General features: G+C 72.8%; 9 protein-coding genes. All 9 read left to right on the top strand.

The window, feature by feature from the left end; genetic code table 11:
* Positions 1 to 1,950, top strand: a 1,950-nt coding sequence (locus AA75_RS39690; RefSeq protein ID WP_033825333.1) for a penicillin-binding protein 2, incomplete at its 5' end; no start/stop codon positions are given.
* Between the two features lie 176 nt (positions 1,951 to 2,126).
* Positions 2,127 to 3,659, top strand: coding sequence for a UDP-N-acetylmuramoyl-L-alanyl-D-glutamate--2,6-diaminopimelate ligase (locus AA75_RS39685; protein WP_233289401.1), 1,533 nt, complete (start codon positions 2,127 to 2,129; stop codon positions 3,657 to 3,659).
* Positions 3,656 to 5,059, top strand: coding sequence for a UDP-N-acetylmuramoyl-tripeptide--D-alanyl-D-alanine ligase (murF, locus tag AA75_RS39680; RefSeq protein WP_033825332.1), 1,404 nt, complete (start codon positions 3,656 to 3,658; stop codon positions 5,057 to 5,059). Before AA75_RS39685 ends, murF begins: the two co-directional genes overlap by 4 nt.
* Positions 5,056 to 6,117, top strand: a complete 1,062-nt coding sequence (gene mraY / locus AA75_RS39675) for a phospho-N-acetylmuramoyl-pentapeptide-transferase (RefSeq protein ID WP_033825331.1) — start codon at positions 5,056 to 5,058, stop codon at positions 6,115 to 6,117. The genes murF and mraY overlap by 4 nt, the downstream gene beginning before the upstream one ends.
* Positions 6,114 to 7,547 (top strand): UDP-N-acetylmuramoyl-L-alanine--D-glutamate ligase, encoded by a 1,434-nt coding sequence (murD, locus tag AA75_RS39670; protein WP_033825330.1) that lies wholly within the window; start codon positions 6,114 to 6,116, stop codon positions 7,545 to 7,547. The genes mraY and murD overlap by 4 nt, the downstream gene beginning before the upstream one ends.
* Positions 7,548 to 7,741: 194 nt before the next feature.
* Complete coding sequence (gene ftsW / locus AA75_RS39665; RefSeq protein ID WP_233289402.1) at positions 7,742 to 9,007, top strand: putative lipid II flippase FtsW; 1,266 nt, start codon at positions 7,742 to 7,744, stop codon at positions 9,005 to 9,007.
* Between the two features lie 6 nt (positions 9,008 to 9,013).
* Complete coding sequence (murG, locus tag AA75_RS39660) at positions 9,014 to 10,120, top strand: undecaprenyldiphospho-muramoylpentapeptide beta-N-acetylglucosaminyltransferase (protein ID WP_033825329.1); 1,107 nt, start codon at positions 9,014 to 9,016, stop codon at positions 10,118 to 10,120.
* Positions 10,113 to 10,892 carry a cell division protein FtsQ/DivIB gene (locus tag AA75_RS39655; RefSeq protein WP_158515653.1) on the top strand — a complete coding sequence of 260 codons (780 nt, stop codon included), beginning with the start codon at positions 10,113 to 10,115 and terminating at the stop codon, positions 10,890 to 10,892. The genes murG and AA75_RS39655 overlap by 8 nt, the downstream gene beginning before the upstream one ends.
* Positions 10,893 to 11,254: 362 nt before the next feature.
* A partial coding sequence (gene ftsZ / locus AA75_RS39650; protein ID WP_033825328.1) for a cell division protein FtsZ occupies positions 11,255 to 12,280 on the top strand: 1,026 nt, incomplete at its 3' end.

Here is a 12,280-nt window from a genome sequence, read left to right as displayed (position 1 = left end):
CGTCCCGCCGCCCGCCGCCCGCCGGCCCGGCGTCCCGCGGCCCGTCCGCAGCCGCGCCCGATCAGGCTGGCCGACCCGCGCCGCCGGCTGCGCCTGGTGACGGTCGCGCTGGCGCTGGTGTTCACGGTCTTCGCCGGCCGGCTGGTGCAGCTGCAGCTGCTCGACTCGGACGCGCTGGCCGCCGCCGCGGGCGCCAACAAGTACGTCCGGATGGAACTGCCCGCCGAGCGCGGCTCGATAACGGCCGCGGACGGCACGGTGCTGGCGACCACGGTGGACGCCTACGACATCGTCGGCGACCCGACCCTGCTCACCCCGGCCGCGCTGCACCTGGCCGACGGGCCCGAGCAGGCCGCCGCGCTGCTCGCACCGATCCTCGGCCAGCCCAAGGAGAAGCTCGCCACCGCGCTGCACCTCAACCCGAAGAACCCGAAGAGCCAGTACGCGCCGCTCGCCTACCGGCAGACCCCGGAGGTCAAGAACAGGATCAACGAGCTGCGCACCTCGCTGGCCAAGCAGGCCGACACCGCCGCCTGCCGCGGCCAGCGCCAGCTGCTCGGCAAGCCGGCCGAGCAGGGCGGACGTCAGTACCTGGACGCCGGCTGCACCAATCCGCTGGCCGCCCTCGCCTCCACCGAGTCGACCCGCCGGGTCTACCCGGCCGACGGGCTGGCCGCCAACCTGGTGGGCTTCGTCAACTCGGAGGGCGTCGGCACCGGCGGGCTGGAGCTGCAGTACCAGAAGGAGCTGGCCGGGCAGAGCGGCCGCAGCACCTACGCCTCGGCCGGCGGGCGGATGGTGGCCACCGCCGGCGGCAGCCGGCAGGAGCCGGTCCCCGGCTCCGACCTGCGGCTCACCCTGCACCCGGACATCCAGTGGGCGGCCCAGCGGGCGATCACCGACCAGGTGGCCAACGCCGGGGCGGAGAAGGGCTACGTGGTCGTCCAGGACGTGAAGAGCGGCCAGATCCTGGCGATGGCGACCTCGCCCGGGTTCAACCCCAACGACCTGTCCACCGCCAGGTCCGAGCAGCTCGGCAACGCGGCCCTCCAGGACGCGTACGAGCCCGGCTCCACGGCCAAGCTGATGACCATGGCGGCGGTGCTGGACACCGGCAAGGCCACCTGGGACACCCACGTCACCGTGCCCAACACCCTGCAACGCTCCGACCAGGTCTTCCACGACGACGTCGACCACGAGACCTGGTACCTGACGCTGGCCGGGGTGCTCGCCAAGTCCTCCAACATCGGCACCATCGAGGCCGCCGAGACGCTCGGCGCCGACCAGGCGGAGTCCAACAAGGTGCTGGCCGGGTACCTGGACAGGTTCGGCATCGGCAGGCCCACCGGGCTCGGCTTCCCCGGCGAGACCCGGGGCATCCTGGCCAAGCCGGAGGACTGGAAGGGCTCGCAGCAGTTCACCATCCCGTTCGGCCAGGGCCTGTCGGTCAACGCCCTGCAGGCCACCTCGGTCTTCTCCACCATCGCCAACGGCGGGGTCCGGGTGCCGCCCAGCCTGCTGGCGGGCACCACCGGGCCGGACGGCCGCTACACCGCGGCCCCGGCCCCGGCGGGCTCCCGGGTGGTCGGCGAGCAGACCGCCAGGACCCTCACCGAGATGCTGGAGTCGGTGGTCACCGACGAGCAGGGCACCGGCACCAAGGCGGCCATCCCGGGCTACCGGGTGGCCGGCAAGACCGGCACCGCCAACCGGGTGGACCCGAAGACCGGCAAGTACTCCGGGTACACCGCCTCCTTCATCGGCTTCGCGCCGGCCGACCAGCCCCGGGTGACCGTCTCCTGCGTGATCCAGAACCCGGTCAACGGCCACTTCGGCGGCCAGCTCTGCGGCCCGGTGTTCAAGCAGGTGATGGAGTTCACCCTCAAGTCCCTGCAGGTACCGCCGAGCGGCAGCGAAGCACCCAACCTGCCCGTCGACTGGAAACCCTGATGCCCCACACCCCGGAACCCGGCCACGGCACGCCCGCCCAGCAGCCCTCGGCGCCCGGCGCCCGGCCGCAGCGCCCGCGGGGGAGCAGAGCCGCCGAAAAAGGCGATAGCCTGCCCGCCGTGCCGAAACCCGATCAAATCTCCGCGAGTCCGCCCCGTCCCACCGAGGAGGCGGCGATGCCGTTCGCCGAGGTCGCCCGACTGCTGGGCCTGGAGCCCGCCGACGGGCCGCAGGTCACCGGCATCACCCACGACTCCCGGGCGGTGCGGCCCGGCGACGTGTACGTGGCCTTCCCCGGTGCCAACCACCACGGCGCCGCCTTCGCCGCCGCCGCGGTCGCGGCCGGCGCCGCCGCGGTGCTGACCGACGCCGCCGGGGCCGAGCTGGCCGCGGACTGCGGGGCACCGCTGCTGGTCGTGGAGAGCCCCCGGGCGGCCATGGGCGAGCTGGCGGCGGCGGTCTACGGCCGTCCCAGCGAGCGGCTGCTGATGATCGGACTGACCGGCACCAACGGCAAGACCACCACCTCGTACCTGGTGGAGGGCGGGCTGCGCGGCGCCGGCCGGCTGCCCGGGGTGATCGGCACCGTCGAGATGCGGGTCGGCGACGAGCGGATCAAGAGCGAGCGAACCACCCCGGAATCCACCGACCTGCACGGCGTCCTCGCGGTGATGCGCGAGCGCGGCGCCGAGGCGGTGGTGATGGAGGTCTCCAGCCACGCCCTGGTCTTCGGCCGGGTCGACGGCGTGGTCTACGACGTGGCGCTGTTCAACAACCTCACGCCGGAGCACCTGGACTTCCACCCCGACATGGAGGACTACTACCGGGCCAAGGCCCGGCTCTTCCAGCCGGACAAGGCCCGCCGCGGCGTGGCCAACCTGGACGACGCGTACGGGCGCCGGCTGGCCGCCGAGGCACCGGTCCCGATGACCACCTTCTCCGCGCAGGGCGACCCGGACGCCGACTGGCGGGCCGAAGACGTCCAGCTCGGCCCGGCCGGCTCCACCTTCAAGGTGGCCGGCCCCGACGGCGCCGAGGCCGACGCCTCGGTGCCGCTGCCCGGCCCGTTCAACGTGGCGAACGCGCTCGGCGCGATCACCGCGCTGGTCACCGCCGGCATTCCGCTGGCCGACGCGGTCGCCGGGGTGGCCGCCGTCCCCGGTGTCCCCGGCCGCCTGGAGCGGGTGGACGCGGGCCAGCCGTACGTCGCCGTGGTCGACTACGCGCACAAGCCGGACGCCCTCAAGGCGGTCCTGGAGTCGCTGCGCGAGGTCACCAAGGGGCGGCTGCACGTGGTGGTGGGGTGCGGCGGCGACCGCGACCCCTACAAGCGCGGCCCGATGGGCGCCATCGCCGCCCGGCTCGCCGACACCGCCGTCCTGACCAGCGACAACCCGCGCTCCGAGGACGCGCTGGCGATCCTGGTCGCGATGCTGGGCGGCGCCGCGGACGTGCCCGAGGCGGAGCGCGGCGAGGTGCTGGTGGCACCGGACCGGGCCGAGGCCATCGCACTGGCGGTGGCCCGCGCGCACGCCGGTGACGCCGTCCTGGTGGCCGGCAAGGGCCACGAGCTGGGGCAGTACGTCCGGGGCGAGGTGCGGCCGTTCGACGACCGCGAGGTGCTGCGCGAGGCGATCGTGCGGACGAACCGACCCGAGCCGGAGAGCGCCGCCGGGTCGGGAGTGAACGAAGGAGTGGTGGCCAAGTGATCGCACTGACTCTGGCGGAGGCCGCCGCGGCGGTGGGCGGCACCCTGGACGGCGCCGACCCGGCGGCCGCGATCACCGCGGCGGTGGTGGTCGACTCCCGGCTGGTCGAGCCCGGCGGGCTGTTCGCCGCGGTGCTCGGCGAGCGCGTCGACGGCCATGACTACGCCGCGCGCGCGACGGCCTCCGGTGCGGTCGCCGTGCTGGCCTCCCGCCCGGTCGGGGTGCCCGCGATCCTGGTGGACGACGTGGTGACCGCGCTCGGCCGGCTCGCCCGCGCCGTGGTCGAACGGGCCCACGGCACCGCCTTCGTGGCGCTGACCGGCTCGGCCGGGAAGACCTCCACCAAGGACATGATCGGCCAGCTGCTGCAGCGCCGCGGCGAGACGGTCTTCCCGCCCGGCTCGTTCAACAACGAGATCGGTATGCCGCTGACGGCCCTTCGGATCACCGGCTCCACCAAGCACCTGGTGCTGGAGATGGGAGCCCGCGGCAAGGGCCACATCGACTACCTGACCGGCATCGTGCCGCCCACCATCGGGGTGGTGCTCAACGTCGGCACCGCGCACGTCGGCGAGTTCGGCTCCAAGCAGGCCATCGCCGAGGCCAAGGGCGAGCTGGTGGAGGCGCTGACCGGCGACGGGGTGGCGATCCTGAACGCCGACGACCCGCTGGTGCGGGCGATGTCCGAGCGGACCAAGGCCCGGGTGGTGCTGTTCGGCGAGAGCCGCGAGGCCGAGGTCAGGGCCCAGGACGTTCGCCTGGACGACACCGGACGGCCATCGTTCACGCTTGTCACCCCGGCCGGTTCCGCACCCGTGAAGCTGCGCCTGTACGGTGAGCACCACATCTCGAACGCCCTCGCCGCCGCTGCGGTGGCGGTGGAGCTCGGGATGTCCGTCGACGACGCCGCCGAAGCCCTCAGCGAGGCGGGCGCGCTGTCCCGCTGGCGCATGGAGGTCGTCGACCGGGCCGATGGTGTCACCGTCGTCAACGACGCCTACAACGCGAACCCCGACTCGATGCGGGCCGCGCTGCGGGCCCTCGCGACGATGGCGGGCCGCGGCCCGGGGCGCCGCCGTACCTGGGCGGTGCTCGGAGAGATGCGGGAGCTCGGCGAGGAGAGCCTCGACGAGCACGACGCCATCGGGCGGCTCGCGGTCCGGCTCGACGTCACCAAGCTGGTGGCGGTCGGCGGACGCGAGGCGGCCTGTATGGAACTGGGCGCGAGGAACGAAGGTTCGTGGGGTGAGGAGTCGGTGCTGGTGTCCGACGCGGACGCGGCGGTCGAGCTGCTGCGCAGTCAGCTTCAGCCGGGGGACGTGGTGCTGGTGAAGGCCTCCCGCTCGGTGGGTCTGGAGAAGGTGGCCGAGGCTCTGCTTTCGGACGGAGCCGCCCGGTGAAGCAGATCCTCTTCTCAGGCATGATCGGCCTGGTGCTGTCGCTGCTCGGCACACCGGCCCTGATCAAGCTGCTGGCCAAGCACGGCTACGGCCAGTACATCCGCGACGACGGCCCCAAGGCCCACCACAGCAAGCGCGGCACCCCCACGATGGGCGGCATCGCCTTCATCCTGGCGACACTGATCGCCTACGGTGCGACCAAGGCGATAACGGGCGAGTCGCCCACCGCCTCCGGCCTGCTGGTGCTGTTCCTGACGGCGGGTCTGGGCCTGGTCGGCTTCCTGGACGACTACATCAAGGTGGTCAAGCGCCGCTCGCTCGGCCTGCGGGCCAAGGCGAAGCTGGCCGGCCAGTCCCTGGTGGGTCTCGCCTTCGCCATCCTGGCACTGCAGTTCAAGGACGACCGCGGGCTCGCCCCGGCCTCGCAGCACCTCTCGTTCGTGCGCGACTTCGGCTGGTCGGTCGGCCCGGTGCTGTTCGTGATCTTCGCGTACTTCATGATCGCCGCGATGTCGAACGGCGTGAACCTGACGGACGGTCTGGACGGCCTGGCCACCGGCGCCTCCGTGATGGTCTTCGGCGCCTACACCTTCATCGGCGTCTGGCAGTACAGCCAGAGCTGCGCCTACGCGATCACCGCCACCGCCAACTGCTACGACGTCCGCGACCCGCTGGACCTCGCCATCGTCGCCGCCGCGCTGATGGGCTCCTGCTTCGGCTTCCTGTGGTGGAACACCTCGCCCGCCAAGATCTTCATGGGTGACACCGGCTCGCTCGCCCTCGGCGGCGCCCTCGCGGGCCTCGCCATCTGCTCCCGCACCGAGCTGCTGCTCGCCCTGCTGGGCGGCCTGTTCGTGGTGATCACCCTGTCGGTGATCATCCAGGTCGGCTCGTTCCGGATGACCGGCAAGCGCGTCTTCAAGATGGCCCCGCTCCAGCACCACTTCGAACTCAAGGGCTGGAGCGAGGTGCTGATCGTGGTCCGGTTCTGGATCATCCAGGGCCTGTGCGTCGCGGTCGGCCTCGGACTCTTCTACGCAGGATGGGTAGCCGGATGACCCCGAACCCCGAGTGGCCGGGCCTGCCGGTCGTGGTGGCCGGCCTCGGCCTCTCCGGGATCAGCGCCGCCAGGGTCCTGCACGGCCTCGGCGCGCTCGTCACCGTGGTGGACGGCAGCGAGGGCCCCGCCCAGCAGGCCAAGGCCGCCGACCTGGCGGCCGAGGGCATCACCGTCCGCCTCGGCGACGGCGAGACCCTGCCCGAGGGCACCCGGCTGGTCGTCACCTCGCCCGGCTGGCCGCCGAGCAGCCCGCTGTTCACCGAGGCCGCGCTGGCCGAGGTCCCGGTCTGGGGCGACGTCGAGCTGGCCTGGCGGCTGCGCCGCCCGCTGCCGGCCACCGGCGAGCCGGCCCCCTGGCTGGCCATCACCGGCACCAACGGCAAGACCACCACCGTCCGGATGCTCGCCTCGATCCTGCGCGCGGCCGGCAAGCGCACCGCCGCCGTCGGCAACGTCGGCGTCTCGGTGCTGGACGCGGTGCTCGCCGAGGAGCCGTACGAGGTCCTCGCGGTCGAGCTCTCCAGCTACCAGCTGCACTGGGCGCCCAGCCTGCGCCCGCACTCGGCGGCCGTACTCAACCTCGCCCCCGACCACCTCGACTGGCACGGCTCGATGGAGGCGTACGCCGCCGACAAGGGCCGGATCTACGAGGGCAACCAGGTCGCCTGCGTGTACAACCTGGCCGACCCGGTCACCGAGGAACTGGTCCGCGGCGCGGACGTCGAGGAGGGCTGCCGGGCGATCGGCTTCGGCCTCGGCGCCCCCGGCCTCTCCCAGTTCGGCGTGGTCGACGGCCTGCTGGTCGACCGGGCCTTCGTCCCCGACCGGCAGAAGAACGCCGCCGAGATCGGCGCCGTCGAGGACGTCAACCCGCCTGCCCCGCACAACATCGCCAACGCGCTGGCCGCGGCCGCGCTGGCCCGCGCCTACGGCGTCGACGCCAAGGCGGTCCGCGAGGGCCTGCGCGCCTTCCGGCCGGACGCCCACCGGATCGCCGAGGTCGCCGTGGTCGACCGGGTGACCTGGATCGACGACTCCAAGGCCACCAACACCCACGCCGCCGCCGCCTCGCTGGCCGCCTACCGGCCGGTGGTGTGGATCGCCGGCGGACTGGCCAAGGGCGCCACCTTCGACGAGCTGGTGCTCGGCGCGGCGGACCGGCTGCGGGCCGTGGTGCTGATCGGCCAGGACCGCGCGCTGATCCGCGAGGCGCTGACGCGACACGCCCCGGATGTGCCGGTGTTCGAGGCCGCCGCGGGCCAGACTGGCGCCGAGGCGATGGCCGAGGTGGTCCGGGTGGCCGCCGGCCTCGCCCAGCCCGGTGACACCGTCCTGCTGGCCCCGGCCTGCGCGTCGATGGACATGTTCACCGACTACGGGCAGCGCGGCGACCAGTTCGCCGCCGCCGTACGGGAGCTGGAGAAGTAGCGGCGCGCACGGGCGGACCGGCCGGCCCACGGGCGGGCCGGCCGCCCGCGGCCGACGGGGGCGGGCGGCGGACGAGGCGAGGGCGGGGAGACGTGGCGGGCGACGGCAAGGCGGGCACCACAGCCCCACCCGAGCGGTCCTCACCGCTCAGACTGATCTCGGCGACCACCACCACCTTCAAGTCGGCCGGGCCGATCGCCCGCGCCCGGGCCTTCCGGGCCGGCTTCCGCTACGCCCTGGACCGGCCCCTGACGCCGTACTACCTGATCCTGGGCTCCACCCTGCTGCTGGTCGTGCTCGGCCTGGTGATGGTCTTCTCCGCGTCGCAGAACGTGGTCACCGAGAACCACCTGCCGATGACCTTCTTCTTCCGCAAGCAGCTGGTCGCCCTGCTGCTCGGCGCCGCCATCGCGGTGCTGCTGGCCCGGGCCCCGGTCAAGGGCCTGCGGGCACTGGCCTACCCGGTGCTGTTCGGGGTGCTGGCGGGCCTGGTGCTGGTCGCGGTGCCCGGCATCGGCACCCAGGTCAACGGCAACCGGAACTGGATCAGCCTGGGCTTCTTCCAGATCCAGCCCTCGGAGTTCGCCAAACTCGCCCTGGTCCTGTGGGGCGGCGACCTGCTGGCCCGCAAGCAGAAGACCCACATGCTCGACCAGTGGAAGCACCTGCTGGTCCCGCTGGTGCCGGGCACCGTGCTGCTGATGCTGCTGATCATGGTCGGTGGCGACATGGGCACCACCATGGTCCTGATCGGGATGCTGTTCGGCCTGCTGTGGATGGTCGGCGCCCCGATGCGGCTGTTCGCCGCGACCCTCGGCATCGCGGTGGTCGCCTGCACCGCACTGATCATCACCGTGCCGCACCGGCTCGACCGGCTCGGCTGTGTCGGCGTCACCAAACCGGACCCGAACCTCAACTGCTTCCAGGCCCTGCACGGCCTGTACGCCTTCGCCGCGGGCGGCCCGTTCGGCTCCGGACTCGGCGCCGGCGTGGAGAAATGGGGCCAGCTGCCGGAGGCCCACACCGACTTCATCTTCGCCGCGACCGGCGAGGAACTCGGCCTGGTGGGGACGCTGTCGGTACTCGGCCTCTTCGCGGCACTAGGGTATGCGGGTATCCGTGTGGCTCTCGGCACCAAGGACCCGTTCGTCCGCTACGCCGCGGGAGCGGCCACCACGTGGATCATGGCGCAGGCCGTGGTCAACCTGGGCTCCGCACTGGGACTCCTGCCCATCGCGGGCGTCCCGCTCCCGCTGTTCTCGTACGGCGGCTCCGCCATGCTGTCGGCCATGTGCGCCATCGGCGTGCTGCTCTGCTTCGCGCGCAGCTCCCCGGGGGCGAAGGCGGCCATGGCCGCCCGGAGCTCGAACTCCCGGCTCAGGCCCGTCCTGGCCCGGGTGCTGCCACGACGACGGACCACAGCGCGCAAGGCCACCCGGCCGCCGCGCAGGGAGCGGTGAATTTCGGTGCATGTCGTACTCGCCGGCGGCGGAACCGCCGGCCACATCGAGCCGGCCATGGCCCTCGCGGACGCCCTCCGCAGGCACGACCCGTCGATCGGGATCACCGCGCTCGGCACCGAGCGCGGCCTGGAGACCAGACTGGTCCCCGAGCGGGGCTACAGCCTGGAGCTGATCCCGGCCGTCCCGCTGCCCCGCAAGCCCACCCCCGAGCTGATCACCGTCCCGGGCCGGCTGCGCGGCACCGTCCGGGCCGCCCAGGAGATCATCGAGCGGGTCAAGGCGGACGCCGTGGTCGGCTTCGGCGGCTACGTCGCGATGCCGGCCTACCTGGCCGCCAAGCGCGCCGGGGTGCCCATCGTGGTGCACGAGGCCAACGCCCGCCCCGGCCTGGCCAACAAGATCGGCGCCCGGTACAGCGACTTCGTCGCCGTCTCCACGCCCGACTCCAAGCTGCGCGACTCCCGGTACATCGGCATCCCGCTGCGCCGCACCATCGCCACCCTGGACCGCAACGCGGTCCGCCCGGAGGCCCGGCACTACTTCGGGCTCGACCAGCGGCTGCCCACCCTGCTGGTCTCCGGCGGCTCCCAGGGCGCCCGCCGGCTGAACGAGACCATCCAGGCCATCGCCCCCCGGCTCCAGCAGTACGGGGTGCAGATCCTGCACGCGGTCGGCCCGAAGAACGAGCTGCCGCAGATCGACGACATCCCCGGGATGCCGCCGTACCGGGCCGTGCCGTACGTGGACCGGATGGACCTCGCCTACGCCGCCGCCGACCTGATGCTGTGCCGGGCCGGCGCGATGACCGTCGCCGAGCTGGCCGCCGTCGGCCTGCCGGCCGCCTTCGTCCCGCTGCCGATCGGCAACGGCGAGCAGCGGCTGAACGCCCAGCCGATGGTCAAGGCTGGCGGCGGCCTGCTGGTCGACGACGCCGAGCTGACCGCGGACTGGGTGCTGCAGAACGTCCTGCCGGTGCTCACCGACCCGCGCAAGCTCTGGGACATGAGCCGGGCGGCCGCCGAGTTCGGCCGCCGGGACGCCGACGAGCTGCTGGTCGGCATGGTCTACGAGGCGATCGATGCCGCCCGGGGCGGCCGCCGACGTGGCTGACGCGCCGGTCCTCGACGGCTCGCCGCGGGACGAGGAGGACGCCGAGGAGCACGCTCCCCGGATCCGGCTCTCCCGGCGGGGCGTCGTGGTGCTGTGCGTGCTGGCCGCCCTGGTGGCCGGCACGCTCGGCTGGCTGGTGTTCCTCTCCTCGGCCCTGGACGTGCGCGAGGTCGCCGTCCAGGGCCTGCAGAGCGGGCACCTGAGCGAGGACGAGGTGCGCCGGGCGGCCGGGGTGCAGGACGGCCGGCCGCTGGCCCGGGTGGACCTGGCCGCGGTGGAGAAGCGGGTCGCCGCGGTGCCCAGGGTGGCCGGCGTCGAGGTGTGGCGCGGCTGGCCGCACACCCTCCGGGTGAAGGTGACCGAACGGCGGCCGGTGGCCGCGGTCCACACCGACCGGGGGACGTACCTGCAGGTGGACGCGGGCGGCAAGGAGTTCGCCGACGAACCGCAACCCCCGGACGGCGTACCGGTGGTGGAGCTCCAGCTCAGTGCGCAGGCGAACGAGGCGCTGGGCGTGATCGACCGGCCGGCCCTGGTGCGGGCCGCCGTCACGGTGGCCGCGGGCCTGCCGGCGGAGGTCGCCAAGCGGGCCGGCGCGGTCCAGGTGCACTCCTGGGACGACATCCGGCTCCAGCTGCGCGACGGGGTGACGGTGCGTTGGGGCAGTCCGGAGCGGACCGCGCGCAAGGCCGTGGTGCTGACCGCGCTGCTCGGCCGGAAGGCGTCGAATTATGACGTGAGTGCGCCGGACGCACCGGCTGTGTCGGGATGATCCGGTAAGTTCTGTGCCTGAGGGCGGTATTGACGGGGTCGGGACCCCGGTCCGACTCTTGGTGGTCACCCCGGTTTCGCCGAGGGGTCGATGATCACATAGGCTCAAAAGAAAAAAGGGAAGCTCGGCGTGTTCGTTGAACACGTGCCGTCCCGCAACCTACTGTCCTGTTTCACCAGGCTGTGTCAGACAGTGATGTGACACAGGCGCAGCGGTAACCCTAAACCTCAAGTTCAGGGTTCGGGTCGGTGGTCGGCATTTCGGACAATCCGTTCGAAAGCGCGCTCCCCACCCATCGACATCCGTCGGCCTTCACCAACACAGGGAGCCGACCCGGAAATTCGAGGCGAGAGGCCTTCGACGTGGCAGCACCCCAGAACTACCTCGCAGTCATCAAGGTCGTCGGAATCGGCGGCGGTGGTGTCAACGCCATCAACCGGATGATCGAGGTCGGGCTCAAGGGCGTCGAGTTCATCGCGATCAACACCGATGCGCAGGCCCTCCTCATGAGTGACGCCGACGTGAAACTCGATGTGGGCCGTGAACTCACCCGGGGCCTCGGCGCCGGCGCCAACCCCGATGTCGGCCGCAAGGCCGCCGAGGACCACCGCGAGGAGATCGAGGAGGTCCTCAAGGGGGCCGACATGGTCTTCGTCACCGCCGGCGAGGGCGGCGGCACCGGCACCGGCGGCGCGCCCGTCGTCGCCAACATCGCCCGCTCGCTCGGCGCGCTGACCATCGGTGTGGTCACCCGCCCCTTCACCTTCGAGGGCCGCCGCCGGGCCAACCAGGCCGAGGACGGCATCGCCTCGCTGCGCGAGCAGGTCGACACCCTGATCGTGATCCCCAACGACCGGCTGCTGTCCATCTCGGACCGCCAGGTCAGCGTGCTGGACGCGTTCCGCTCGGCCGACCAGGTGCTGCTCTCCGGTGTCCAGGGCATCACCGACCTGATCACCACCCCGGGTCTGATCAACCTGGACTTCGCCGACGTCAAGTCCGTGATGTCCGACGCCGGCTCCGCGCTGATGGGCATCGGCTCGGCCCGCGGCGAGGACCGCGCCAAGGCGGCCGCCGTGATGGCGATCTCCTCGCCGCTGCTGGAGGCGTCCATCGACGGCGCCCGCGGCGTCCTGCTCTCCATCTCGGGCGGTTCCGACCTCGGCCTGTTCGAGATCAACGAGGCGGCCCAGCTGGTCAGCGAGGCGGCCCACCCCGAGGCGAACATCATCTTCGGTGCGGTCATCGACGACGCGCTCGGGGACGAGGTCCGGGTCACCGTGATCGCGGCCGGCTTCGACGGCGGCCAGCCGCCGGCGATCGTCCGCGAGCCGGTGGTGAAGTCCGCCTCCACCCCGGCCCCGGCGGCCGCGCCCGAGCGCCCCGCC

Source organism: Kitasatospora sp. MBT63 (genome assembly GCF_000710465.2).
Lineage (GTDB): Bacteria > Actinomycetota > Actinomycetes > Streptomycetales > Streptomycetaceae > Kitasatospora.
The sequence above is the reverse complement of the archived record's forward strand: the minus strand, read 5'-3'. Positions and strand labels throughout refer to the sequence as shown.

Coding starts and splice junctions, on each gene's coding strand:
- AA75_RS39685 (WP_233289401.1), top strand. CDS start 2,127: ATGCCGTTCGCCGAGGTCGCCCGACTGCTGGGCCTGGAGCCCGCCGAC.
- murD (WP_033825330.1), top strand. CDS start 6,114: ATGACCCCGAACCCCGAGTGGCCGGGCCTGCCGGTCGTGGTGGCCGGC.